The 25,452-nt window shown below is 68.3% G+C and carries 19 protein-coding genes; 8 read left to right on the forward strand and 11 right to left on the reverse strand.

The genetic code is table 11. The features are described 5' to 3' along the window. Positions 1–4: 4 nt before the first annotated feature. Positions 5–1,210 carry a thiolase family protein gene (locus KY497_RS12495; protein WP_017830501.1) on the forward strand — a complete coding sequence of 402 codons (1,206 nt, stop codon included), beginning with the start codon at positions 5–7 and terminating at the stop codon, positions 1,208–1,210. A gap of 8 nt (positions 1,211–1,218) precedes the next feature. Beyond that, complete coding sequence (locus KY497_RS12500) at positions 1,219–3,363, forward strand: 3-hydroxyacyl-CoA dehydrogenase NAD-binding domain-containing protein (RefSeq protein WP_141386816.1); 2,145 nt, start codon at positions 1,219–1,221, stop codon at positions 3,361–3,363. Between the two features lie 60 nt (positions 3,364–3,423). On the opposite strand, the gene KY497_RS12505 is transcribed toward KY497_RS12500, so the two are convergent. The 3 genes from KY497_RS12505 to KY497_RS12515 are packed head-to-tail and all read right to left on the reverse strand — an operon-like array spanning position 3,424 to position 7,587. Next, positions 3,424–5,046 (reverse strand): GMC oxidoreductase, encoded by a 1,623-nt coding sequence (locus tag KY497_RS12505; protein WP_219869171.1) that lies wholly within the window; start codon positions 5,044–5,046, stop codon positions 3,424–3,426. Further along, positions 5,043–5,963, reverse strand: a complete 921-nt coding sequence (locus KY497_RS12510; protein WP_219869172.1) for a YegS/Rv2252/BmrU family lipid kinase — start codon at positions 5,961–5,963, stop codon at positions 5,043–5,045. Before KY497_RS12510 ends, KY497_RS12505 begins: the two co-directional genes overlap by 4 nt. Position 5,964: 1 nt before the next feature. Then, the gene (locus KY497_RS12515; RefSeq protein ID WP_258185683.1) at positions 5,965–7,587 is read right to left on the reverse strand and encodes an FAD-binding oxidoreductase; all 1,623 of its coding nucleotides are present in this window, start codon (positions 7,585–7,587) and stop codon (positions 5,965–5,967) included. Positions 7,588–7,607: 20 nt separating this feature from the next. Between KY497_RS12515 and KY497_RS12520 the strand changes: the two genes are divergently transcribed. The 3 genes from KY497_RS12520 to KY497_RS12530 all read left to right on the forward strand — a co-directional run bounded on the left by KY497_RS12520 (position 7,608) and on the right by KY497_RS12530 (position 10,470). Further along, a complete protein-coding gene (locus tag KY497_RS12520) occupies positions 7,608–8,186 on the forward strand; it encodes a TetR/AcrR family transcriptional regulator (protein WP_055872451.1) in 579 nt (192 codons plus the stop codon). Beyond that, positions 8,183–9,634 carry a glycerol-3-phosphate dehydrogenase/oxidase gene (locus KY497_RS12525; protein WP_219869173.1) on the forward strand — a complete coding sequence of 484 codons (1,452 nt, stop codon included), beginning with the start codon at positions 8,183–8,185 and terminating at the stop codon, positions 9,632–9,634. Before KY497_RS12520 ends, KY497_RS12525 begins: the two co-directional genes overlap by 4 nt. Positions 9,635–9,708: 74 nt before the next feature. Beyond that, positions 9,709–10,470, forward strand: coding sequence for an SPFH domain-containing protein (locus KY497_RS12530; protein WP_218683032.1), 762 nt, complete (start codon positions 9,709–9,711; stop codon positions 10,468–10,470). Positions 10,471–10,499: 29 nt separating this feature from the next. Here the strand turns inward: KY497_RS12530 and dxs are convergent, their stop codons facing one another. From dxs to dut, 5 genes are all read right to left on the reverse strand, one after another. Further along, positions 10,500–12,440: a 1-deoxy-D-xylulose-5-phosphate synthase gene (dxs, locus tag KY497_RS12535; protein WP_219869174.1), complete on the reverse strand. Its 1,941-nt coding sequence runs from the start codon at positions 12,438–12,440 to the stop codon at positions 10,500–10,502. 168 nt (positions 12,441–12,608) lie between these two features. Beyond that, a complete protein-coding gene (locus KY497_RS12540) occupies positions 12,609–15,443 on the reverse strand; it encodes an aconitate hydratase (protein ID WP_141386783.1) in 2,835 nt (944 codons plus the stop codon). 153 nt (positions 15,444–15,596) lie between these two features. After that, entirely contained in the window at positions 15,597–16,331 is a 735-nt protein-coding gene (locus tag KY497_RS12545) for a DUF3159 domain-containing protein (protein ID WP_055867918.1), read from the reverse strand. Then, positions 16,328–16,915, reverse strand: a complete 588-nt coding sequence (locus KY497_RS12550) for a DUF3710 domain-containing protein (RefSeq protein WP_017830490.1) — start codon at positions 16,913–16,915, stop codon at positions 16,328–16,330. Before KY497_RS12550 ends, KY497_RS12545 begins: the two co-directional genes overlap by 4 nt. Then, the gene (gene dut / locus KY497_RS12555) at positions 16,908–17,381 is read right to left on the reverse strand and encodes a dUTP diphosphatase (protein WP_051056601.1); all 474 of its coding nucleotides are present in this window, start codon (positions 17,379–17,381) and stop codon (positions 16,908–16,910) included. Before dut ends, KY497_RS12550 begins: the two co-directional genes overlap by 8 nt. A 12-nt stretch (positions 17,382–17,393) precedes the next feature. Between dut and KY497_RS12560 the strand changes: the two genes are divergently transcribed. Continuing rightward, positions 17,394–17,858: a DUF3093 domain-containing protein gene (locus tag KY497_RS12560; RefSeq protein WP_219869175.1), complete on the forward strand. Its 465-nt coding sequence runs from the start codon at positions 17,394–17,396 to the stop codon at positions 17,856–17,858. A 75-nt stretch (positions 17,859–17,933) separates the two neighbouring features. Here KY497_RS12560 and KY497_RS12565 read toward each other — a convergent pair whose 3' ends face one another. Further along, complete coding sequence (locus KY497_RS12565) at positions 17,934–18,227, reverse strand: DUF4193 domain-containing protein (protein ID WP_029259298.1); 294 nt, start codon at positions 18,225–18,227, stop codon at positions 17,934–17,936. Between the two features lie 198 nt (positions 18,228–18,425). Between KY497_RS12565 and sepH the strand changes: the two genes are divergently transcribed. After that, positions 18,426–19,475: a septation protein SepH gene (sepH, locus tag KY497_RS12570; RefSeq protein WP_219869176.1), complete on the forward strand. Its 1,050-nt coding sequence runs from the start codon at positions 18,426–18,428 to the stop codon at positions 19,473–19,475. Positions 19,476–19,507: 32 nt separating this feature from the next. On the opposite strand, the gene KY497_RS12575 is transcribed toward sepH, so the two are convergent. Beyond that, the gene (locus KY497_RS12575; RefSeq protein WP_219869177.1) at positions 19,508–20,578 is read right to left on the reverse strand and encodes an alkaline phosphatase family protein; all 1,071 of its coding nucleotides are present in this window, start codon (positions 20,576–20,578) and stop codon (positions 19,508–19,510) included. A 95-nt stretch (positions 20,579–20,673) separates the two neighbouring features. Here KY497_RS12575 and KY497_RS12580 point away from each other — a divergent pair, with 95 nt between their 5' ends. After that, positions 20,674–23,115: a DNA topoisomerase (ATP-hydrolyzing) subunit A gene (locus tag KY497_RS12580; RefSeq protein WP_055867905.1), complete on the forward strand. Its 2,442-nt coding sequence runs from the start codon at positions 20,674–20,676 to the stop codon at positions 23,113–23,115. A 42-nt stretch (positions 23,116–23,157) separates the two neighbouring features. Here the strand turns inward: KY497_RS12580 and KY497_RS12585 are convergent, their stop codons facing one another. Then, positions 23,158–25,278, reverse strand: a complete 2,121-nt coding sequence (locus KY497_RS12585) for a type IIA DNA topoisomerase subunit B (RefSeq protein WP_371861300.1) — start codon at positions 25,276–25,278, stop codon at positions 23,158–23,160. Positions 25,279–25,452: the final 174 nt, after the last annotated feature.

Below are 25,452 nucleotides of genomic sequence, written 5' to 3' on the forward strand. Positions count from 1 at the left end.
CAGAGTGGCCGAGATCTCGGACGTCTTCTTCGTCGATGGAGTACGCACCCCCTTCGGGCGCGCCGGCGAAAAAGGCATGTACTGGAACACCCGCGCAGATGACCTGGCCGTCAAGGCGACCATCGGCCTGCTGGAGCGGAACGCGGCGGTCCCCACCGACCGCATCGATGACGTCGCGATCGCCGCGACGTCGCAGACGGGAGATCAGGGCCTCACGCTCGGCCGCTCCGTGGCGATCCTGGCCGGGCTGCCCCAGACGGTCCCCGGCCTCGCCGTCGAGCGCATGTGCGCCGGCGCGATGACGAGCGTCACGACGATGGGCGCCTCGATCGGCGTCGGTATGTACGACTTCGCCCTCGCCGGCGGCGTCGAGCACATGGGCCACCACCCCATCGGGGCGAACGCCGACCCGAACCCCCGCTTCGTGGCCGAGAAGATGGTCGACCCCGGCGCGCTCAACATGGGTGTCACGGCGGAGCGCATCTTCGATCGCTTCCCGCACCTGACCAAGGAGCGCTCGGACCGCTTCGGCATGCTGAGCCAGCACAAGGTGCAGGCCGCGTACGACGCCGGCAAGATCCAGCCCGACCTCGTTCCCGTGGCCACCAAGGGGCCCGACGGCGCCTGGGGTCTCGCCACCGAAGACGAGGGCCGTCGCCCGCAGACCACCATGGAGGACCTCGCGGCCCTCAAGACGCCGTTCCGCCCGCACGGCCGCGTCACCGCCGGTACCTCTTCGCCTCTCACCGACGGCGCGACGATGTCGCTGCTCGCCGGCGGCGGTGCGGTCAAGGAGTTCGGACTCGCGCCGAAGATGCGGATGGTCTCGTTCGCGTTCGCCGGAGTGCAGCCGGAGATCATGGGCATCGGACCGATCCCGTCGACCGAGAAGGCCCTGAAGAAGGCCGGCCTCACGATCGCCGACATCGGCCTGTTCGAGCTCAACGAGGCGTTCGCCATCCAGGTGATCTCGCTGCTCGACCACTTCGGCATCGCCGACGACGATCCCCGAGTGAACCAGTGGGGCGGCGCCATCGCGTTGGGTCACCCGCTCGCGGCATCCGGCGTGCGCCTCATGATCCAGCTCGCGGCGCAGTTCGCCGAGCGCCCCGACGTCCGTTACGGCCTGACCGCCATGTGCGTCGGCCTCGGCCAGGGCGGATCGGTCATCTGGGAGAACCCGCACTACGACGGCAAGAAGAAGAAGTGAGCGCCACCGTGACGAACTACGACGAGATCGACTTCTCCCCCATCCAGGCGCTCACCGAGGGCGAGGTCATCACCCAGTCCCCGGTGCGCGATATCCGTCTCCCCTCGGGCAAGGTGCTGGCCCTGATCACGCTCGACAACGGTCGTGACCACACCCGTCCGAACACGCTGGGCCCTGCGACGCTCACGCAGCTGGGTGAGACGCTCGACGGTCTCAAGGCGCGAGCCGCAGCCGGCGAGATCCAGGCCGTCGGCATCACGGGAAAGCAGTACATCCTCGCCGCGGGTGCCGACCTGTCCGACATCAGCAAGGTCGGCTCGCGCGACAACGCACGCCTCATCGCGCAGCTCGGCCACAAGGTGCTCGGCAAGCTCGGCGATCTCGGCGTGCCGTCGTTCGCATTCGTGAACGGCCTCGCCCTGGGCGGCGGCCTGGAGATCGCGCTGAACTCCAGCTACCGCACGGTCGACGCGTCTGCGGCAGCGGTCGCACTCCCCGAGGTATTCCTCGGCATCATCCCCGGTTGGGGCGGCGCCTATCTGCTGCCGAACCTGATCGGCATCGAGAACGCCCTCGAGGTCGTCATCTCGAACCCTCTCAAGCAGAACCGGATGCTGAAGCCCCAGCAGGCGTTCGATCTCGGCATCTTCGACGCGATCTTCCCCGCCGCGAACTATCTGGAGAACTCGCTCTCCTGGGCGGACGCCGTACTCGGCGGCAAGAAGGTCGAGCGCAAGAACGAACCAGGGAAGATCGAGCGGCTCACCAAGTGGCCGATCGCGATCAAGATGGCGCGCGGCATGCTCGAATCGAAGATCGGAACGGTACCGAAGTCTCCGTACGCGGCGCTCGACCTGCTCGACAAGGCGAAGAGCGGCACCAAGGCCGAGGGCTTCGCCCGCGAGGACGAGGCGCTCGCCGACCTCGTCACCGGCGACCAGTTCGCCGCGTCGATGTATGCCTTCGACCTCGTGCAGAAGCGCGCGAAGCGGCCTGTCGGTGCTCCTGACAAGGAGCTCGCGAAGAAGGTCACCAAGGTGGGCATCATCGGTGCCGGACTCATGGCCAGCCAGTTCGCGCTGCTGTTCGTGCGCAAGCTCCAGGTGCCCGTGCTCATCACGGACCTCGACCAGGCACGCGTCGACAAGGGCGTCGCCTACATCCACGAGGAGATCGGCAAGCTCGAGGCCAAGGGGCGTCTGGACGCCGACTCTGCGAACAAGCTGCGCGCGCTCGTGACCGGCACCACCGACAAGAGCCTCTACGCGGACTGCGACTTCGTGATCGAGGCCGTGTTCGAAGAGGTCGGCGTCAAGCAGCAGGTGTTCGGAGAGATCGAGAAGATCATCGCCGAGGACGCGATCCTCGCGACCAACACCTCGTCGCTGTCGGTCGAAGAGATCGGTGCGAAGCTCGCCCACCCCGAGCGCCTGGTCGGGTTCCACTTCTTCAACCCGGTCGCGGTGATGCCGCTGATCGAGATCGTGAAGACGCCCGACACCGCCGATGCGGCGCTGTCGACGGCCTTCGTCGTCGCGAAGAACCTCGGAAAGAACGCGGTTCTCACCGCCGACGCCCCGGGCTTCGTCGTGAACCGGCTGCTCGCGAAGGTCATGGGAGAGGCTGCACGTGCCGTCTACGAGGGCACGCCGATCGCCGACGTAGAGAAGGCCTTCGGCCCGCTCGGCCTGCCGATGGGACCCTTCCAGCTGATCGACCTGGTCGGTTGGAAGGTCGCAGCCCATGTGCAGGACACGATGGTGCAGGCCTTCCCCGAGCGGTTCTACGCGAACGAGAACTTCCATGCCCTCGCCGAGCTCGACGCGGTCGTGGAGAAGGACAAGGGCGGACGCGTCGTCGGCTGGAGCAAGCAGGCCGAGAAGGTCCTGAAGCCCGCTGTCGGGAAGACTCCGGCGACGGCTGCGACGATCCTCCAGCGTGTGCAGGACGGTCTCGCGCAGGAGATCAAGCTGATGCTCGACGAGGGCGTGGTCCCTGAGGTCGAAGACATCGACCTGTGCCTGATCCTCGGCGCCGGCTGGCCCTTCATCGACGGCGGCGCTTCGCCGTACCTCGACCGCGAGGGTGCTTCCGAGCGGGCGTTCGGCGGTTCGTTCCACACTCCGCAGATCCGCGGCATCGAGAGCCGCTGATCACCGCCGAAGGGGTCGCATCGAAAGATGCGGCCCCTTCGTCGTCTCCTGCGCGGTCGTCTACTGCGAGGGCCGCTGATCCGTCTCGTCGGTCTTCGGCCAGTACGACAGCGCCCGTTCGGCCAGAGCGGTGATCGTGAGAGACGGGTTGACGCCGGGGTTCGCGGGCACGGCCGAGCCGTCGACCACGTGCAGCCCCGGGTGTCCCCAGACCCGGTGATAGGGATCGATCACTCCGTCTTCAGGCGACGCCGAGATCACCGCACCGCCGAGGAAGTGCGCGGTCAGCGGGATCCCGAAGACCTCGGGCCACGAGCCGCGGGCTTCCGCGGACACTCCGCCTTCCTGCTCGACGCGTCTCGCGATCGCCGCAGCGGCCGTGTGCGCCTGCGGGAGATGACTCGGGTTCGGTTCACCGTGTCCCTGTGCACTGGTCATCACGAGTCGGCCGAAGCGGCGTCGCAGGGACAGGGTGAGCGAGTTGTCGGCGGTCTGCATCACGAGCGCGATGATTCCCCGTTCGCTCCACCGGCGGAGGTTTCCGAGACGGAACTGCCGCACCGGCGATCGGAGCACTTGTCTGATGAGGCTGCCCAGTCGTGTGCCCAGCCCACGGTCGCCCGGCACGAGAACGGTCGCGAGCGCACCCATCAGGTTCGAGCCGGGACCGTAGCGCACGTTCTCCACATGAGTGCGGTCATCGACATGGAAGGAGGTGGTGATCGCGATTCCCCGCGCCAGCTCCAGAGACTCCGGAACCGCGGTCGCCACCGTGCCGTCGAGGGCCTCGGAGTTGGTTCGGGTGAGCCTCCCCAGGGCATCGGAGACCCGTGGCAGCGCACCGGAGGCCTTCATCCGGTGCAGCAGCTGCTGAGTGCCCCAGGTGCCGCCGGCGAGCACGACCTGCTCGGCCGTCACCGTGCGACGTCCGTGCCGGAACCAGGCACCGCTGCGCTGCGTGGTCACCGCAAATCCGCCGCCGGGGAGTTCACGCACCTCGCTCACCGTGCGCAGCGCCTCGATCGAGACACCTCGACGTTCCGCGAGGGCGAGGTAGTTCTTCATGAGGGTGTTCTTCGCGCCCACACGGCAGCCCACCATGCAGTTGCCGCAGAGCGTGCAGCCGGTGCGGTCCGGTCCTTCACCGCCGAAGAAGGGATCGGTCGTGCGCTCCCCCGGCTTCCCGAACCAGACGCCGACGGGGGCACGACGAAAAGTCGAGCCGACGCCCAGGTCGTCGGCCGCACCGGCCATGATCCGTTCGACAGGCCCCGTGTGCGGATAGTGCTCCACCACGCCGAGCATCCGCTTCGCGGTGGCGTAATGCGGCGACAGCTCCGACTCCCACTCGGCGATGCCTCGCCACTGCGGATCCTGGAAGAACGCGGGACCCGGCTGATAGAGCGTGTTCGCGTAGTTGAGCGAGCCTCCGCCCACTCCCGCGCCCGCCAGGATCATCACGTGCGGAAGCCGATGGATGCGCTGCACGCCGTAGCACCCGAGCATCGGCGCCCAGAGGTAGCGGCGAAGATTCCAGCTCGTCTTCGCGAAGTCGTCATCCTCGAAGCGACGGCCGGCCTCGTAGACGCGGACCCGGTAGCCCTTCTCCGCCAGTCGCAGCGCGGCCACGGACCCGCCGAACCCGGAGCCGACGATCGCGACGTCTTCATCGAACCTCGTCATCGCACACCCTCCGACCGCATCGTCGCCTCCGGCACCATCATCGTCAGCGACGCAGGGAGCACCGCGACGGTGCACACATTCTCGCCGACCCGCTCTCCATCGGCGTAGACCACCAGGCCAGGGGCCGAGACCGTCACGGTCCGCGCTCGGCGGTGAGAGACCTCCGGTCGACGCAGGTGCGATCCTCGCAGCAGCAGCGGGAAGAGACGCAGCAGCCGCAGTCGGCCCAGAGGTGCGACATGAACGATGTCGAGCAGTCCGTCGTCGGGAACCGCCCCGGCGCAGATCGGCATCCCCCCGCCGTAGCTCGATGTGCTGCCGGCGGCGATCAGCGTACCCGGAGCCCTCCGCGCGGGTTCGCCGTCGATGGCGAGCGAGAAGTCCATCGCACGCAGACGCACGAGTTCGATCAGCAGCGCCAGATAGTAGCGCGGTGCCCCGTGCGGCCAGCGGAGCCGGTTGGTGCGGTCGCTGACCTTCGCGTCGAACCCGAACGCCGCGATCGTGAGGAACTTCCGCGTCCCGGCCGCCGTGCTCACCTCACCGACATCGACCGGTCGCGGCACACCGGTGAGTGCCAGCTCCGCAGCGGCCGCGGCGTCACCTCGGGGCAGGCCGAGGGCACGCGCGAGGTCGTTCCCCGTCCCGGCCGGCACCAGGACGACCGGGGCGGCGGCTGCACACACCGTGTCGAGAATGCCCGACAGCGTGCCGTCTCCGCCGACGACCACGAGCGCTCGTGGATCGTCGGCCAGGGCTGCGACCGCGAGCCGGGCCGTGTCGGCCGCGGAGCCGCCCGCATAAGCACGCACCTCGGCCCCGCGACTCCTGAGGTGCAGGACAGCGGCTTCGGCTGCCCTTCCGCCCCGCCCCTTGCCGGAGGACGGGTTCGCGAGCACCGCGATGTGCTCGGCCACGTCAGCGCGACCGCTCGATCGGGATCACGGCGCCGGGGTTGAGCACGCCGACAGGATCGAGTTCACGCTTGATGGCGGCGAGGATCCGGATGCCGGTCTCGCCGATCTCCTCACGGAGCCAGGGCGCATGATCCCTGCCGACCGCGTGGTGGTGGCTGATGGTTCCGCCCGACGCGATGATCGCATCATTGACGCGCGACTTCACGGGCTCCCACGCCCCGAGCGGATCGGAGCGGATACCGGCGAGGACGGTGAAGTAGAGCGACGCCCCCGTCGGGTAGATGTGGGACACGTGGCACATGACGTACGACTTCGCCCCGGCATCCGCGAAGCCGTCCTTGAGAGCCGCTTCGACGGCCGATCGCAGCCTCTGCAGGTTCGACCACGTGGTCGCGGTCTCCAGTGTCTCGCAGAAGACTCCGGCGTCGAGCAGTGAATCCCTCAGGTAAGGACCGTCGAAGCGGCCCTTCAGCCAGTCCTCCGCCGCCCCCTCCCCTGCCGAGATGCCGCCGGCGGCAGCCAGCTGAGCGCTGGTACGAGCCCGTCGTTCGGCGATGCCATCACCCTCGTACACGGTCACCACGCTCGCGCCCTTCGAAAGAGCCTTACCGATCTTGCCGACCTGCGCGAGGCTCACCGCCGTCTCCGCTTCGTCGGACAGTCGGATGACGGTGGGCCCGTTGCCCTGCTGCGCGACACGACGCAAACCCTCAGCCCCGCTGGCGAAGTCGGGGAAGGACCAGGACTCGAAGACACGCTCGCGGGGGATCGGATGCACCCGCACCCGCACCTCGGTGATGACGCCGAAGATGCCCTCCGACCCGAGGAACACCCTGATCAGGTCGGGACCCGCCGCCGAGCCGGGCGACCGTCCGAGCTCGATGTCGCCGGTCGGCGTCGCCACGCGGATTCCCGTCACCATCGAGTCGAAGCGCCCGTTGCCCGCCGAGTTCTGTCCCGACGACCGCGCTGCGGCGAAGCCGCCGATCGTGGCGTAGCGGAAGCTCTGCGGGTAGTGGCCGAGTTCGAATCCGTGCGCGGACAGCAGTGCCTCCGCCTCGGGCCCCGTGGTGCCGGCGGCGAGCACGGCCTCGCCGCTGATCTCATCCAGCCGGACCACACCGCTGAGACGTCGCAGGTCGAGGCTCACCACCGCGTGATGCGCGCCCCGCTGCGGGTCGAGCGCGCCGACGACGCTCGTGCCGCCGCCGAAGGGGATGACCGCGATTCCACGCGCGACGGCGACGTCGAGACACGCGCGCACCTCGTCGTGGTCGGCGGGACTCACGACGGCGTCCGGCGCGTCCTGCCGGGTCTCGCGACGACGCAGGAGATCGGGGGTCGAACGCCCTCCGGCATGCCGGATACGCGCCTCAGCGGTGCCGTCGATGTGGGCGGGGCCGACAGCGGCGGAGAGGTCCGCATGGTCTTCGTCGGACAACCGTGAAGGCGCCAGCTGCACCTCGGCCAGCGTGGCTGCCGGCTCGGGCCTGCGCACACGCCCCAGCAGCATCGGGAGCAGCGCGCGCACCGGCAGGGGCAGGTCCTTCGCCTTGGCCGGGTCACCCCAGCCGTTCCACCTCATCGACGGGTCCGCATCGACCCTGCCATTGTCTGGGTTCATGCGTTACAGTGTGACACATCATGGAAGAACGTCAACCTCTGTGGGACGCGACGCAGACGAGGATCCTCGATGCCGCCGACGCGCTGATCGAGCGCCGTGGCGTGCACGGGGTCACCATCGCCGAGCTCGCCCGCCGCGCCGACCTCAGCCGTCCGACGATCTACCGCAACTGGAGCGATGCCGATGACGTCGTCCGCGCCGCGCTGCTGCGCCGCGTGGACGGCATCCTGAGCACCTTCTCGGCGGACGCGCGCACGAGGACCGCTCTCGTGGACGACGTGCTGCGCTTCACGACGCTGTTTCGGAGCGACCCTCTCTACGGGCGGCTGCTCGCCGACGAACCCGAGGCCTTCACGCGGTACACCCTGCAGCGCGTGGGCTCGAGCCAACGCATGATCCTGCGCTGGCTCGCCAGGGCCATCAGTTCCGCACAGGGTGACGGATCGGTCAGGCCCGGCGAGCCGCAGGAGATCGCGGTCATGCTGCTTCTCATCGCGCAGTCCGCGGTCCTCTCGCACGGCACGGTGGCCGACCTCATCTCCGAAGCCGGGTGGGAACGCGAACTGCGCGCCGCACTCGACGGGCTGCTGCGACCGTGAACGGGGCATCATCCGCGCTCAACGTCGCGCGACGGAGGATCGATCTCGCACTCGCGGCCGATGAGCGCGCCGACGTTCTCGTCGTGGGAGGTGGCATCACCGGTGCGGGAGTCGCGCTCGATGCCGCATCTCGCGGCCTCCGCGTGACGCTGATCGAAGCGGATGACCTCGCTTTCGGAACCAGCCGGTTCAGCTCGAAGCTGGTGCACGGCGGCCTGCGCTACCTCGCGACGGGCGACATCGCGACCGCGAGAGAGAGCGCACACGAGCGTCATCTCCTCATGACGACGATCGCCCCGCATCTGATCCGCCCGCTCGGGCAGCTCCTGCCGTTCTCACACGGCGTCACACTCCGCCAGCGCGCGGCGGGCGCGGTCGGGATGGCGTTGGGTGATCTGCTGCGGATGCGCGCGCACACGCCCCGCAGCGTGCTGCCGGCCCCGGTGCTCGTGTCGGCCCGCACCGCTACTCGACTGGCGCCCGCCCTCGATCCGCACGGTCTGCGCGGGGGCGTGCTGTCCTACGACGGCCAGCTCGTCGACGATGCGCGACTCGTGGCGACAGTGGCGCGGACCGCAGCGGGCCTGGGCGCCCGCATACTCACCCGGGTCCGTGCAGTGGCGCTGCGCGCGGACGGTGCCACCGTCGAGGAGACGACGACGGGTGAGCGATTCGACATCCGCGCACGTGCCGTCATCAACGCGACCGGGGTGTGGGCGGGCACGCTCGACCAGGCGATCGGGGTGCGACCGAGCCGAGGCACCCATATCGTGCTCGATGCCGCCGACCTCGGAACTCCTTCGACGGCCCTCACGATCCCCCACGAGGCCTCGATCAGCCGCTATGTGTTCGCGCTGCCGCGGGCATACGGTCGCGTGATCGTGGGGCTCACCGACGAGGACTCTCCCGGTGCCGTGCCACGCGTGGCGCAGCCGACGGAGCCGGAGATCGACTTCCTCCTGCGGAGCCTCAACCGGGTGATCGCCACACCGATCGGTCGCGATCAGGTGCGAGGGGCCTTCGCGGGCTTGCGGCCGCTGGTCGACAGCGGTACGGACTCGAGCGCCGACGTCTCGCGCAGGCACCTGGTGGCGATGTCAGAGGCCGGGTTCGTCACTGTTCTCGGGGGAAAGCTGACGACGTATCGGCGGATGGCCGAGGATGCGGTCGATCTCGCAGCTCGGACACGGGGCCTGCAGGCGACATCGAGTCGGACGGCATCGTTGCGACTCGTCGATCGCGTGATCCCCTCCTCACCGGAGCTGCTGGACGAGTCGACGGGGTTGACCGCAGCCGAGGTCGAGTACGCCGTCCGTGTCGAGGGGGCGATGACCGTCGACGACGTGCTCGACCGCCGCACACGCGTCGGTCTCGTCGACGCGGATCGCGAACGCTGCCGAGGGGCGGTGGAGACGCTCGTCGCTCGCACCGTCGCCGACCTCGTCTGAGCCCGTCCCACGGCGGATCGGGACCGGGGCGTATCCACCGAGAAGCATCGCGGAGAACGCGCGGGGAACAGCGCATGAACTCCCCCGAACCGGGCGTCTCCCCGGTACTCCCGCGCGCTGCGACCCTGCACAGTGGTGTCATGGACATGCTCTTCACGATGCTGGGCGGCAAGGGGATGTCGGGGCTGCTGAAGACCGGCACGGCGATCCTCACCACGCTCCTGGTCCTGCCCGCCCTCCTCAAGCTCTTCATCGTCACGGTCGATGAGGGCTGGGCAGCGATCCGGACCCGCAACGGCAAGCCGATCATCCGGAACCGTCCACAGCGACGCCCGTCCGCCCGCGCAGGCGCGGTCGGCGAGGTCGTGGTGCTGCACCCGGGGTCCCACGGCGCCTTCCCGCTGTTCTACTGGTACAAGCTCATCGATGTCCGCTGCCGCGCGACGGATCTACCCGCGCGCGAGATGACCGGATCCAGCGGCCATCAGCATCGGGTCCACGCCTCGTTCGAGTGGCGCCCCATACCGACGGGAAGCGACCTGCGGGTCTTCGAGCTCGATGTGGTCAACGTCAAGGAACGCGCATCGAACATCGTCGGCGCGGCACTGAGGGATGTGATCCGTGGGCTCGAGGGGGCCGAGCTCCCGCACAACGACGAGATCAACACCCGCGTCATCGCCGCCAGCGCCGAGGAGGTACGCCGTGCTTGCGGCGTCGAGCTGGTGCGCGTCATGGTCACCGGCGACGCGCTCACCGACGGCTATCTGCTCTCGACGGCGCTCCGTGACGTCGACCGAGGCGCACAGGCCGTCGCGGCACTGCACGCGCTGAACTGACGGCGGCGGCGCCGACATCCGATCGGGCGTCAGTGCCGCTCGTGCAGCGGGATGTCGATGGTTCCGCTCTCCCCCGCGTGACGCGCCTTCGGAATGCGCGTCCCGAGCACCTGCGAGACGATGTCCTGCGCGATCTTCGGTGCCGTGAGACCGGCGTCGGAGAGGATCTGATCACGCGAGGCATGGTCGATGAACTCGTCCGGCAGCCCCAGCTCGTCCACCGCGGTGTCGATCCCGGCCTCCCGGAGAACCTGGCGCACACGAGTGCCGACGCCACCGACGCGTATGCCGTCTTCGAGCGTGATCACGAGGCGATGATGCGCCGCGAGCTCGACGATCGAGGGCTGCACGGGGATGGCCCAGCGCGGATCGATGACCGTCGCACCGATCCCCTGCGCACGCAGCCGCTCGGCGACGTCGAGAGCGAGTTCGGCGAACGGGCCGATGGCGACGATGAGAACGTCTTCAGACTCACCGCGGGCGAGCACGTCGACACCGTCGCTCAGTCGTTCGATCGCCGGCAGATCGGCGGCGACCTCCCCCTTCGGGAACCGGATGACGGTGGGGGCGTCTTCGACATCGACGGCCTCGCCGAGGGCTTCCGTCAGACGCGCACCGTCGCGAGGCGCGGCGATGCGGATGTGCGGAACGATCTGCAGCATCGCGAGATCCCACATGCCGTGATGGCTGGGACCGTCGGGACCTGTGACGCCGGCGCGATCGAGGACGAAGGTCACCCCGGCGCGGTGCAGGGCGACATCCATCAGCACCTGATCGAAGGCGCGCCCCATGAAGGTGGCGTAGAGGGCCACGACGGGGTGCAGGCCCCCGTACGCCAGGCCGGCGGCGGACGCGACGGCGTGCTGCTCGGCGATGCCCACGTCGTAGACCCGATCGGGGAAGCGCTCGGCGAACGGCGCCAGCCCGGTCGGGCGCAGCATCGCAGCCGTCATCGCGATCACGTCGCTGCGCTGCTCGCCGATGGACACGAGCGCGTCGGAGAACACATCCGTCCAGCCTCGCCCGCCGGAGGAGAGCGTCTCGCCGGTCGTCGGATCGATCTTGCCGACGGCGTGGAACTGATCGGCCTCGTCATCCCGAGCCGGCTGGTAGCCCCGCCCCTTCTCGGTGATCGTGTGGACGATGACAGGGGCCCCGTAGGACTTCGCCAGCTCCAGCGTCTCCAGGAGCGCAGGCAGGTCGTGTCCGTCCACCGGGCCGAGATACTTGATGTCGAGGTTCGAGTAGAGGGCCTCGTTGTTCGTGAAACGTGAGAGGAAGCCGTGCGTGCCTCCACGGACGCCGCGGAACACCGCACGCCCCACGGGACCGAACGCCCGGAAGAGGCGGTCGGAGCGCTGGCGGAGGTCCTTGTAGGCCGCTGCCGTGCGCACGCGGTTGAGGTACCGCGACATGCCCCCGATCGTCGGTGCATACGAGCGCCCGTTGTCGTTGACGACGATGACCAGGTTGCGGTCGTTGTCGTCGGAGATGTTGTTCAACGCCTCCCAGGTCATGCCACCGGTGAGTGCGCCGTCGCCGACGACCGCGACCACGTGACGGTCCGCGCGTCCGGTCGCCGTCAGCGCCCGCGAGATGCCGTCGGCCCAGCTGAGCGAGCTGGAGGCGTGCGAGGACTCCACGACGTCGTGGGGGCTCTCCCCCCGCTGCGGATAGCCGGCGAGGCCGCCTCGGAGACGCAGCGCGGAGAAGTCCTGGCGCCCGGTGAGGAGCTTGTGCACGTAGGACTGATGTCCGGTGTCGAAGATGAAGGGATCGTCCGGGGAGGAGAACACACGGTGCAGAGCGATCGTCAGCTCGACGACACCGAGGTTGGGCCCCAGATGGCCGCCCGTACGGGACACGTTCTCGACCAGGAACTCGCGGATCTCCGCGGCGAGCTCCGCCAGCTGCTCTGTCGAGAGCGCATCCAGATCACGGGGTCCTGAGATGCTCGGAAGAATGGGCATCTGCACCTCCTCACAGGCTCCGTCACAAGCGCCCGACGAGGGTGCGGACGTCTCTAGATCCTACCCCGAGACTCCGGGAAAACCCGGAGGGCGCCGCCCCCTTGACAGGAAGGGATGACGCGATGAGGGGGCTCGGATCCGAAGATCCGAGCCCCCTCATCTGTGCGATCAGACCAGCGAACGCAGCACGTACTGCAGGATGCCGCCGTTGCGGTAGTAGTCGGCCTCGCCGGGGGTGTCGATGCGGACGACCGCGTCGAACTCGACCGGCTGCTTGCCCTCGGGCGAGTTCTCGCTCGGGATCGCCGTGACCTTGACCGTCTTGGGCGTGACGCCGTTGTTGAGCTCTTCCAGACCCGAGATCGAGACGATCTCGGTGCCGTCGAGGCCCAGCGACTCCCAGCTCTCGCCGGCGGGGAACTGCAGCGGGACGACGCCCATGCCGATCAGGTTCGAGCGGTGGATGCGCTCGAAGCTCTCGGTGATGACCGCCTTGACGCCCAGCAGGCTCGTGCCCTTGGCCGCCCAGTCACGCGACGAACCGGAGCCGTACTCCTTGCCGCCGAAGATGACCAGGGGCGTGCCCTCTGCCTGGTAGTTCATGCTTGCGTCGTAGATGTACGACTGCGGGCCGCCCGGCAGAGTGAAGTCACGCGTGTAGCCACCCTCGACCACCTGTCCGCCGTTGACGGCCGCGACCATCGCGTTCTTCAGACGGATGTTGGCGAAGGTTCCGCGGATCATGACCTCGTGGTTGCCTCGACGCGAGCCGAAGGAGTTGAAGTCCTTGCGGTCGACGCCGTGCTCCGTGAGGTACTGGGCCGCAGGCGTGCCGGCCTTGATGTTGCCGGCGGGCGAGATGTGGTCGGTGGTCACCGAGTCGCCGAGGGTCGCCATGACGCGTGCACCCTCGATGTCCTTCACCGGGGTGAGCTCCATCGTCATGCCCTCGAAGTACGGCGCCTTGCGCACGTAGGTCGAGTTCTCGTCCCACTGGAAGATGTCGTCGTCCGGAGTGGGCAGGCTGCGCCAGCGCTCGTCGCCGTCGAAGACCGTCGCGTACTGCTTGATGAACTGCTCACGCGAGATCGAGGAGTCGACGAGCTCCTGCACCTCTGCCGGTGTCGGCCAGATGTCCTTGAGGAAGACGTCTTCCCCATCGGTGCCCTTGCCGAGCGCGTCGTTCTCGAAGTCGAAGTGCATCGACCCGGCCAGCGCATACGCGATGACCAGCGGCGGGCTGGCGAGGTAGTTCATCTTCACGTCGGGGCTGATGCGCCCCTCGAAGTTGCGGTTGCCCGAGAGCACCGCCGTGACGGCGAGGTCGTGCGAGTTGATCGCCTCGGACACCTCTTCGATCAGCGGACCCGAGTTGCCGATGCAGATCGTGCAGCCGTAGCCGACGGTGTAGAACCCGAGGCCCTCGAGGTCCTTGTCGAGTCCGGACTTCTCGTAGTAGTCGGTGACGACCTTCGAGCCGGGGCCGAGCGTGGTCTTGACCCACGGCTTCTGCTTCAGGCCCTTCGCGAGCGCCTTGCGTGCGACGAGACCGGCGGCGATCATCACCGACGGGTTCGACGTGTTGGTGCACGAGGTGATGGCCGCGAGCGTGACGGCACCGTTGTCGAGGATGTACTTCTCCCCCGACGGCGTCGTGACCGGCACGGGCTTCGAGGCGTTCGCCGGGGCACCGCTGTTGATGTGCACCGGACGCGTGGTCGGCTCCTCGTCGCCGGGGGCCTGACCGGGGTCGGACGCCGGGAACGAGTGCTTCGACTCGAGGTCGACGATCGAATCCGAGGTGGACGGCGAGGCGTAGCTCAGGATGTCCTGCTCGAACTGCGACTTCGCCTCGGAGAGGAGGATGCGGTCCTGCGGGCGCTTCGGGCCGGCGATCGAGGGCACGACGGTGCCGAGATCGAGCTCGAGGTACTCGCTGAAGGTGGGCTCGTGCGCGGCGTCGTGCCAGAGCTTCTGCTCCTTGGCGTACGCCTCGACCAGCGCGACGGCCTCTTCGCTGCGGCCGGTGAGGCGCAGGTACTCGAGGGTGACGTCGTCGATCGGGAAGATCGCGGCGGTGGAGCCGAACTCCGGGGACATGTTGCCGATGGTCGCGCGGTTGGCGAGCGGCACCGAGGCGACGCCCTCACCGTAGAACTCGACGAACTTGCCGACCACACCGTGCTTGCGCAGCAGGTCGGTGATCGTGAGCACGACGTCGGTCGCGGTGACCCCGGCGGGGATCTCGCCGGAGAGCTTGAAGCCGACGACGCGCGGGATGAGCATCGACACGGGCTGGCCGAGCATGGCCGCCTCGGCCTCGATACCGCCGACGCCCCAGCCCAGCACACCGAGGCCGTTGACCATGGTGGTGTGCGAGTCGGTGCCGACACAGGTGTCGGGGTATGCGCGGAGCACGCCGTCGACGTTGCGGTCGTAGATGACCTTGGCCAGGTGCTCGATGTTCACCTGGTGGACGATGCCGGTCCCGGGCGGGACGACCTTGAAGTCGCTGAATGCGGTCTGACCCCAGCGCAGGAACTGGTAACGCTCGCCGTTGCGCTCGTACTCGATCTCGACGTTGCGCTCGAGCGCGTTCTCCGAGCCGAACAGGTCGGCGATCACGGAGTGGTCGATGACCATCTCAGCGGGCGAGAGCGGGTTGATCTTGTTCGCGTCACCGCCGAGCGCCGTCACCGCCTCGCGCATGGTGGCGAGGTCGACGATGCAGGGCACACCGGTGAAGTCCTGCATGACCACACGGGCCGGCGTGAACTGGATCTCGGTGTTCGGCTCGGCCGCGGCATCCCACGAACCCAGCGCCTCGATCTGCGCCTTCGTCACATTCGCGCCGTCCTCGGTGCGAAGCAGGTTCTCGAGGAGAACCTTGAGACTGAAGGGGAGCTTCTCGAAACCGGGCACCGTGTCGATGCGGAAGATCTCGTAGTCGGTGCTGCCGACTGTCAGGGTGCTCTTGGCACCGAAGCTGTTCACCGTGGACACGGATCCGTCTCCTTCTATTCGGATGGGAGCGACAGGCGCCTCCATCTTGCTCGCCAGCGAGCCCCTGCGGCTAGCAAGGCGGCCCTAACCAGTCTGCTCCGCGCAGCTCACCGGCGAAAGCCTGCGATTTATCTTGATGTCAAGATAAATCTATCACGCCTCCGGAGCATCCTCGCTCGCGGGCTCGCGCGGGTGGAGAGCGCGAACGACGAGCCAGGTGACGGCGATCAGCGGCGCGAAGAGGGGCAGGCCCATGATGAGCTTGAGGGTGCCGAGCGCTGTGACATCTCCGGCGAGATAAAGAGGCAGCTGCACGGCCAGACGCGCGAAGAACAGCGCGGCCCAGGCGATCCCGAGCCAGAAGTAGGCACGACGCTTGCGGCGATCATTGCGCCAGGTGGTGCCCTCCCCCATCAGGAATCCGACCGCGAGGCCGATCAGCGACCACCCGATCAGAGCGGAGACCAGGATCACCGATCCGTAGACCGCGTTCGTGATGAGTCCGGGGACGAAGTTGTCAGCGCCGCGTCCGGTCCACAGCGCCAGCGCCGCAGCCGCACCCGCGGCGACGAGACCGCCGAGGGCTGCCGAGGGTGGTGACTTCTGAGCGAGCCGGATGATCGTGAAGACCGCCGCGAGACCGACCGAGATCCCGAGCGAGAGGATCAGCGGCTCCGGGCGGATCGTGAAGATGATCACGAACGCGAGGCTGGGCAGCACCGACTCGAGGATGCCGCGCCATCCGCCCATCGCGGACCAGACCACCTTGTGCGTGCTCGAGCTCTCGGCGGGGTCGAGGCCGGCGCGACGCGCGGCACCTCCGAGAGCCTGCCCGAGAATCTCGGAGGTGCTCTTGTCTCGTTCGGGTCCGGGCTCGGGAGCGCTCACGCGGAACCCGGGGTCGCCGGCATCTTGAGCGGGATCAGGTCGCGCGGAGGCATGGGGGATCCGCCACGGACGACCACGATCGAACGGAAGAGGTCTTCGACCTTCGCGGCCGCATCCGGGTCGGAGGCTCCGGCGCCACCGATCACACCGCGGAGGAACCAGCGAGGACCGTCGATGCCGATGAAGCGCGCGAGGCGCAGCCCGGATCCCTCCGCCGCCGTGGCGGGCACCTCGGCGAGGAGCTCCTTGCCCAGCGGGCCTTCCCTCTCCTCGACACGGCCGCCCTGCGCCTTGACCTGGTCGCGCAGCTGCACGCGCGTCTCGTCCCACAGCCCACCGGTGCGCGGGGCCGCGAACGGCTGCACCTGCAGCGAGGAGTCCGCGTAGTCGAGACCGACCGCCACGATGCGCTTCGACTGCTCCTCGACCTCGAGACGGAGGTTCAGGCCCTCCCGCGGAAGGATCTTGATCCCGCCGAGGTCGATGTACGGGCGGACGGGGTTCGCCTCGGAGTCATCGAAGGGACCGTCGGTGGCACGATTCAGCGGTGCCGACTTCGAAGGGGTCTCGTTGTTGTCAGTCATTGGCCTGTCCTGCTTCGTTCTGGTGGGTCGCTGCCTGATAGCCGGTGGATCCGAATCCTCCGGCGCCGCGGACGCTGTCCGGCAGCTCGTCGACCGGGATGAACGTGGCGCGCGTGACGGGCATGATGATCAGCTGCGCGATACGATCGCCGACGGCCACATCGTACGCGCTCCGCGTATCGGTGTTGATCAGGCTCACCTTGATCTCGCCGCGATAGCCCGCGTCGACAGTTCCGGGCGAGTTCACGATCGAGATCCCGTGCTTCGCCGCCAGCCCGCTGCGCGGAACCACGAACGCTGCGTACCCCTCGGGGAGGGCGATACGCACGCCCGTCGGCACGAGTGCGCGCTCCCCCGGCTCGAGGTGCACGGCTTCCGCCGCGATCAGATCGGCACCGGCATCGCCCGGATGCGCGTACCCGGGCACCACTGCAGCGATAATGGGGATATCAACGGAATCGGTCACCCCATGAGGCTAATGCAGAACCCCGCCACAGACACACGCCCCCGCTACCGCGAAAGGCTCTCGCCGAGCCTCTGGCTGCTCGTGACCGTCGCGGTCGCCGGCCCGATGGTCTCGCTCGTCTTCGTACCGATCGGCTCGACCGTCGCGCTCGTGCTCGGCGCGGCCGTGTCGGCTCTGCTGGTGCTGGGCTTCATCGCCGCCGCCCCGGTCGTCTCCGTCGTCGGCTCCGTCTTGCACGCAGGCCGCGCACACATCGACACCGAGCATCTCGGCGACCCCGTGGCTCTGACGGGCGAAGAGGCTCGCCAGGCCCGCGGTCCGGGGCTGCCGGCACGTGGGTGGCACCTGATCCGCGGCGGCATCGACGGCATCGTCGTCGTTCCGAACCTCGACCAGGACGACCCGGTCGACGCCTGGACGATCTCGACCCGCACGCCCGACCGCCTGGCCGCGGCGATCCGCGCCTCGCGCGACTGAGACGCTTCCCGCAGACGACAGCGCGCCCCTGACCGGAGTGGTCGGGGGCGCGTGATACGTCGCTCGGAGGACTGCTTACGCAGCGCACTCCTTGCAGATGGGCCCGGATGCGCCCTCGTGGTCGAGCTGTGAGCGGTGCTTCACGAGGAAGCAGCTCATGCACGTGAACTCGTCCTGCTGCGCGGGCAGCACGACGACGTCGAGCTCGAGGTCGGAGAGGTCGGCACCCGGAAGGTCGAAGCTCGACGGGTTGTCGGAGTCTTCGTCCCCGCTTGAGCCGGAGAGCTTGTCCGGCACACGCTCCTTCAGGGCTTCGATCGACTCGGAGTCGTCTTCGCTCTTTCGGGGGGCGTCGTAATCGGTTGCCATGCGGTAGATCTCCACTTTCATGGTGCGAGTGGGTGGTGCGCCGTCGGGTATTCGGCGGCCATAGTTTGCACGACCAAACGACATAACGCAAATGCTCGTCCGTGCGACGGAGGAAACTCACGGCACGCCCAGGGTATTCCCGGGCCTGACGCCCCGCACGTGACACCATGAACGGACACCCATCAGAGGGGCATTCGCATGGAAAACGTCACCATCGTCGGCACAGAAGCAGGAGTCCTCGTACTCGCGACCGAGTCGGGCGAGCGGTTCGCGCTGCCCATCGACGACATGCTGCAGCGCGAGATCCGTCGCGCCACGCGTCAGAGCGAGCCGACGGCCCAGAAGCTCGCCGCGAGCCCGCGCGACATCCAGGCGCAGATCCGTGCCGGCCTCACGGCCGCCGAGGTCGCAGAACTGCTCGGCATCGGCGTCGACGACGTCGCACGGTTCGAAGGCCCGGTCCTCGCCGAGCGCGAGCATGTGATCGGGCAGGCGCTCGCCGTTCCCGTGCTCATCGGCAGCGAGGTCGAACCCGATGCGCAGCCGACCTTCGGCGTCGCCGTGCGGGCCAAGCTCGCCGAGATCGAGGCCACGTCCGAGCGTTGGGCGAGCTGGAAGGATGAGTCCGGCTGGATCATCAAGCTCGAGTTCACGGCCAACGACGTCGATCACGATGCGCGCTGGAGTTTCGACCCTCGCCGCAGCGCTCTCTCGCCGCTCAACGCCGACGCCACGCAGCTGTCGCGGCAGGGTTCGCTTCCTGAGGGCCTCATCCCCCGCCTGCGGGCCGTGGACGCCGACCGGATCACCTCGCCGTACAAGGACGAGAGCCGCTTCGACTCCGGCGCCTTCGGGCCACGCCTGCTGCCGGCGCCCGATGCGGAGATCGAGGACCCGTCGTTCCCTGAGCGCTCCGACGCCGCCGCGCAGGACGCGGCGATCAAGCGCGCGCCCGCAGCGCAGACAACGAATCCGGAGACCGCCGATCTCCTGGAGGCGCTTCGTCGACGACGCGGCCAGCGGGAGACGGCGCCGCTGCTCGACGATGTCGAGGACGCAGAGCGCCCCGAGCCGAGCCCGATCTCCCTGTTCGAGGCTCTGGAGCAGCCGGATGACGAGCCGGAGCCGCAGCAGCCTGCACCGCGTCCGTCAGGTTCGGACTCCGGTGATTCCAACGGCCGACGACGGCGCCGGAACGCGATGCCCTCCTGGGACGAGATCGTCTTCGGCGCCCGCACCGACGAGTGAGACCCGTCTGATCGCGGCTTCCGCGATCGGCGTCAGCGCGAGAACGCGCCGAGCTTGATCACCGGCACCTGCCGCTCCTCGGGTGTGAGCGCTCCGTGCTGACCGACCATCCCTCGTCCGCGCTGGTCGGCAGCCGTGCCGTCGTAGATGGCCCAGGTTCCGCGGGCGATCGCGAGCACATCGCCGATCCGCGACGAGGCCGCCTCGGTGACCGTCGGTCCGAAGAGCCCCGCGTGCACAGCTTCGTCACGGGTCACGACGTCAGCTACGCCTTCGAGGTCGGCGCGCCATCGTGCGGTCACCGCGGCGGCGTCCGCCTCGGGCTCCAGGTAGGCGTGCAGCATGCGCGGCTCTCCCCCGACGTGACGAATCCCCTCGAGGTGCGTCTCCTCCAGAACCACCTGTCGATTCGGCGCCACGTCGACCATCCCGTGATCCGATGTGACCACCACGCCGACGCCGGGAGGCACGCGTGTCGACAGGGCGGCGTCGACGTCCTCCAATGCAGCGACCCATTCCGCTGAGGCGATGCCGTGCTTGTGCCCGGCCTTGTCGACCTCGGGAAGATAGCAGTAGACGAGAGAGCCCGGATGAGTCTGCGCGAGCTCGTACGCCGCTTCGATGCGAGCGCGCGCTGTGGTCGCCGCGACGAACTCGGCCCCGCGGAGCGTTGCCTTGGTGAAACCGCTGTGGGAGTACCCGGCGAATCCGACGGCGAAACTCGCATGACCGCCGCGGGCCGCTCGCTCGAAGATCGTGGGCGCCGCTTGCCACGTGAGGGGGTCGATCCCGTCGGTCTCCCAGCCGCTGAGCTGGTTCACGAGCACATCGCGGCTCGGATCGAGCACGCGATAGCCCACGAGACCGTGCTCCCCCGGCCACACGCCCGTGACGATGCTGGTGAGCGCCGCTGCCGTGGTGGAGGGGAACACCGACTGCGCGACGTCCTTCTTCGCCATCCCCGACGTCAGAGCCCGTGCGTGCCCGGCATGCCCGCGCAAGCTGATCGCGCCGAGGCCGTCGATCACGACGAGGACCAACGAATCCGCGCGCGGCAGCACCTCGGACTCACCGCGCAGAGCGGCGAACAGGTCGTCCGCCACCCCGACGACACTCCGGGAACTCGGCGGCGCGGACGGTAGCATGAAGGACATCCGAGCCAGTCTGACACAGGCTCCCGTATGCCCTCAGGAAGTCCATGCCGAAAACCCCGCCGCCCGAGCCTGTCGAGGAGCGCATCCAGGACATCGACCTCTCCACCGAGATGCAGGGCTCGTTCCTCGAGTACGCATATTCGGTGATCTACTCGCGCGCCCTGCCCGACGCGCGCGATGGTCTGAAGCCCGTGCAACGCCGCATCCTCTACCAGATGGCGGAGATGGGCCTGCGCCCCGACCGCGGGCACGTCAAGAGCGCGCGCGTCGTCGGCGAGGTGATGGGAAAGCTGCACCCCCACGGCGACTCCGCGATCTACGACGCCCTGGTGCGCCTCGCTCAAGAGTGGGCCCTGCGCGTTCCCCTTGTCGACGGGCACGGAAACTTCGGATCCCTCGACGACGGGCCCGCCGCGGCCCGCTACACCGAGGCACGGCTCGCCGCCGCTGCCCTGGCGCTCACCGAGAACCTCGACGAGGATGTCGTCGACTTCATCCCGAACTACGACGGTCAGTTCCAGCAGCCCGCCGTGCTGCCGGCGGCCTTCCCCAATCTCCTGGTCAACGGTGCGAGCGGTATCGCCGTGGGTATGGCCACCAACATGGCGCCGCACAACCTCATCGAGGTGGTCGCGGCGGCCACGCACCTGCTCGAGCACCCGGATGCGACCACCGAGGAGTTGATGGAGTTCGTTCCCGGTCCCGACTTCCCCTCTGGCGGAATCCTGATGGGACTCGACGGCGTCAAAGACGCCTACACGAACGGACGCGGGGCTCTGAAGGTCCGGGGCAAGACGTCGATCGAGCCTCTCGGTCCCCGACGCACCGGCATCATCGTGTCGGAGCTGCCGTACATGGTCGGTCCGGAACGACTGCTCGAGAAGATCCGCGACGCGGTGCAGGCGAAGAAGCTGCAGGGCATCAGCGACGTCACCGACCTCACCGACCGCAATCACGGGCTGCGCGTCGCGATCGGCATCAAGACCGGCTTCGACCCGAACGCGGTGCTCGAACAGCTCTACCGACTGACCCCGTTGGAAGACTCCTTCAGCATCAACAACGTCGCCCTGGTCGAGGGCCAGCCGCGCACGCTCGGCCTCAAGGAGATGCTGAGCGTCTACGTCGGCCACCGCCTCGAGGTCATCACCCGTCGCAGCCGCTACCGCCTGAAGCGTCGCGAGGAGCGTCTGCACCTCGTGGAGGGTCTGCTCATCGCGATCCTCGACATCGATGAGGTCATCCAGGTCATCCGCTCGTCCGACGACTCGGAGCAGGCCCGTGCGCGACTGCGATCGGTCTTCGACCTGAGCGAGCTCCAGGCGGAGTACATCCTCGAGCTGCGTCTGCGCCGCCTGACGAAGTTCTCCCGGATCGAGCTCGAGACCGAACGCGATGCGTTGCTGGCCGAGATCGCTGCTCTCCGCGAACTCCTCGGCAGCCCCGTGCTGCTGCGCGCCGCTGTGGCCAAGGAACTCGACGCCGCAGCCGAGGCGTACGGCACCCCCCGGCGCACGCTGCTGATGAACGCCGCTCCTCCCAAGCCCCGCGCCACCAAGGGCGCGGTGGACCTGCAGATCGCCGACGCACCGACCGTGCTGGTGCTCTCCACCACAGGTCGCACGGTTCGCGTCGACCTCGGCGAAGGCCAGGAGCTCTCCGTCCCCGCCAGGCGCAGCAAGCACGACGCGATCCTGACGACGGTCGAGACCACGGTCAGAGCCGAACTCGGAGCACTCACCAGCCTCGGCCGCGTCGTGCGCTTCTCCCCCGTCGACCTCCCGTCCGTGCCCGCCACCTCCGTGCAGCTCGCCGCCGGCACCCCGCTGCGCGACTACCTCGGCATCACGACCAAGGGTGAACGCGTGGTTGGGTTCGTGCGTTTCGACAGTGAGACACCGATCGCACTCGGCACGGCGCAGGGCACGGTCAAGCGCATCGTTCCCTCGAGCCTGCCTGTGCGTCCCGACCTCGAGGTCATCGGCATGAAGCCGGGAGACACGGTCGTGGGAGCGGCTGAGGCCCCGGACGACGCCGAGCTGGTGTTCGTGACGACCGACGCCCAACTGCTGCACTTCCCGGCTTCGGCGGTGCGCCCGCAGGGAGCACCGGCCGGCGGAATGGCGGGAGTCAAGCTCGGCTCGGGGGCATCCGTGCTCTTCTTCGGCGTGGTCGATCCGTCTGCGGATGCCGTCGTCGCCACGGTGTCGGGTGGAGAGAGCATCCTCCCCGGTACCGACCCCGGCCGGGCCAAGGTGTCGTCGTTCGCGGAGTACCCCGCCAAGGGCCGCGCGACCGGTGGCGTCCGCGCGCATTCCTTCTTGAAGGGTGAGGACCGGTTGACCGTCGCCTGGGTGGGCCCGAACCCTCCGCAGGCGGTCGATCCGACCGGTGCCGTGCGCAAGCTCCCCGAAGCGGGAGCACGCCGCGACGCCTCCGGTCAGCCCATCGACGGCGTCATCGGCAGCATCGGCCGCACACTCGTCTGAGCGATCCGGAGGCTGCGGGTCACCGCCGGCCTCCGGATCTCCTCACGCGTCGATCGACTCGCGCGACAGCCGGTCGGAAGAGTCGATGATGAACTCACGACGCGGAGCGACCTCGTTGCCCATCAGGAGCTCGAACACGCGCCCCGCGGCCTCCGCATCCTCCATGCGCACACGACGCAGAAGACGACCGGAGCGGTCCATGGTGGTGTTCGCCAGCTGCTCGGCATCCATCTCGCCGAGACCCTTGTAGCGCTGGATCGGCTCGTGCCAGCGCTTGCCCGCCTTGCGAAGCTTCGCCAGCAGCGTGTGCATCTCCTGCTCGCTGTAGGTGTAGATCGTCTCGTTCGGCTTCGATCCGGGGTTCATCACGATGATTCGATGCAACGGCGGTACGGCGGCGAACACGCGGCCGTGCTCGATCAGCGGTCGCATGTAGCGGAAGAACAGGGTGAGCAGCAGGGTGCGGATGTGGGCACCGTCGACGTCGGCATCGCTCATCAGGATGATCTTGCCGTAGCGCGCCGCGTCGATGTCGAAGGTCCGCCCTGAGCCGGCCCCGATGACCTGGATGATCGATGCGCACTCGGTGTTCGAGAGCATGTCGCCCACGGAGGCCTTCTGCACGTTGAGGATCTTCCCTCGAATCGGCAGCAGGGCCTGGAACTCGCTGTTGCGCGCATTCTTGGCGGTGCCGAGCGCCGAGTCGCCCTCGACGATGAAGAGCTCGCTGCGCTCGACCTCGTTGGTGCGGCAGTCGACGAGCTTCGTCGGAAGAGTCGACGACTCCAGTGCGTTCTTCCGACGCTGGGTCTCCTTGTGCGCACGCGCCGAGACGCGTGCCTTCATCTCGGAGACGACCTTGTCCAGCAGCTGGGACGCCTGGTTCTTGTCGTCGCGCTTGGTGGAGCTGAAGCGCTGCGCCAGGTCCTTGCGGATCACCTGAGCCACGATCTGCCGGACCGCAGGGGTGCCGAGGATCTCCTTGGTCTGCCCCTCGAACTGCGGTTCGGGCACGTTGACCGTGAGCACGGCCGTCAATCCGGCGAGGACGTCGTCCTTCTCGAGCTTGTCGTTGCCGACCTTGAGACGGCGGGCGTTCTGCTCGACCTGCGCGCGGAGCACCTTGAGGAGCTCTTGCTCGAAGCCCTGCTGATGGGTTCCACCCTTGGGCGTCGCGATGATGTTGACGAAGGAGCGCACCTTGGTGTCGTAGCCCGTGCCCCACCGCAGTGCGATGTCGACGGCGCACACACGCTCCACCTCGGTGGCGATCATGTGTCCGTCGGCCTGCAGGACCGGAACCGTCTCCTTGAACGTTCCCTCACCCTGGATGCGCCAGTTGTCGGTGATCGGCGGGTCGACGGCGAGGTAGTCGACGAACTCCGAGATACCGCCTTCATAGAGGTAGGAGGTCACGGTTCCGGGGGAATCCGCGTCCTCGGAGCCGAGCTCCGGGGCGTCAGGACGATTCGTGCGCTTGTCGGCGACCTCGATCTCGAGCCCCGGCACCAGGAAGGCGGTCTGACGGGCGCGGGTTTCCAGCTCGGACAGCTGGAAGGCCGCATCCTTGGTGAAGATCTGCCGATCGGCCCAGTAGCGCACCCGGGTGCCGGTCACGCCGCGGGGCGCCTTGCCGATCACCCGCAGTTCGCTCTTCTCCTGGAACGGTGTGAAAGGAGCGTCCGGGCGCTTCTCCCCCGAGTCCGCGAAGATGCCGGGCTCGCCGCGATGGAACGACATCGCATAGGTCTTGCCTCCGCGGTCGACCTCGACGTCGAGGCGCTCGGAGAGCGCGTTCACCACGGAAGCGCCCACGCCGTGCAGACCACCGGATGCCGCGTAGGATCCCCCACCGAACTTGCCGCCGGCGTGCAGCTTCGTGTAGACCACCTCGACACCGGTCAACCCGGTGCGCGGTTCCACATCGACCGGGATGCCGCGACCTCGGTCGTGCACCTCGACGCTGCCGTCGGCATGCAGGATGATGTCGATCTTCGTGCCGTTGCCGGCGACCGCCTCGTCGACGGAGTTGTCGATGATCTCCCAGAGGCAGTGCATGAGCCCGGGCGAGCCGTTGGACCCGATGTACATCCCTGGGCGCTTGCGGACGGCCTCGAGGCCTTCAAGCACCTGGAGATGATGGGCGGAGTACTCGGCATTCACAATCTCCGATTCTAATCTCGTGAGCTCCCCCGACTCCGCAGACACTCCCCGCGGGAGGCTACTCGGCGGGGGTCGCGTACGCGCTGAGCGAAACACGCCGCAAACCGGGCATGCGTACAGGTGGAGCGTGGTTGTATTGACCAAATCCCCCAGCGAAGCCGACACCCGAGGAGG

It is taken from the genome of Microbacterium sp. PAMC22086 (assembly GCF_019443525.1).
GTDB lineage: Bacteria > Actinomycetota > Actinomycetes > Actinomycetales > Microbacteriaceae > Microbacterium > Microbacterium maritypicum.

What these genes read in the sequence shown, in the direction of transcription:
- sepH (WP_219869176.1), top strand. Translation starts at nt 18,426, where the DNA reads ATGGAAAACGTCACCATCGTCGGCACAGAAGCAGGAGTCCTCGTACTC.
- dxs (WP_219869174.1), bottom strand. Translation starts at nt 12,440, where the DNA reads ATGCCCATTCTTCCGAGCATCTCAGGACCCCGTGATCTGGATGCGCTC.
- KY497_RS12530 (WP_218683032.1), top strand. Translation starts at nt 9,709, where the DNA reads ATGAACTCCCCCGAACCGGGCGTCTCCCCGGTACTCCCGCGCGCTGCG.
- KY497_RS12560 (WP_219869175.1), top strand. Translation starts at nt 17,394, where the DNA reads ATGCAGAACCCCGCCACAGACACACGCCCCCGCTACCGCGAAAGGCTC.
- KY497_RS12520 (WP_055872451.1), top strand. Translation starts at nt 7,608, where the DNA reads ATGGAAGAACGTCAACCTCTGTGGGACGCGACGCAGACGAGGATCCTC.
- KY497_RS12550 (WP_017830490.1), bottom strand. Translation starts at nt 16,915, where the DNA reads ATGACTGACAACAACGAGACCCCTTCGAAGTCGGCACCGCTGAATCGT.
- KY497_RS12515 (WP_258185683.1), bottom strand. Translation starts at nt 7,587, where the DNA reads ATGAACCCAGACAATGGCAGGGTCGATGCGGACCCGTCGATGAGGTGG.
- KY497_RS12505 (WP_219869171.1), bottom strand. Translation starts at nt 5,046, where the DNA reads ATGACGAGGTTCGATGAAGACGTCGCGATCGTCGGCTCCGGGTTCGGC.
- KY497_RS12565 (WP_029259298.1), bottom strand. Translation starts at nt 18,227, where the DNA reads ATGGCAACCGATTACGACGCCCCCCGAAAGAGCGAAGACGACTCCGAG.
- KY497_RS12580 (WP_055867905.1), top strand. Translation starts at nt 20,674, where the DNA reads ATGCCGAAAACCCCGCCGCCCGAGCCTGTCGAGGAGCGCATCCAGGAC.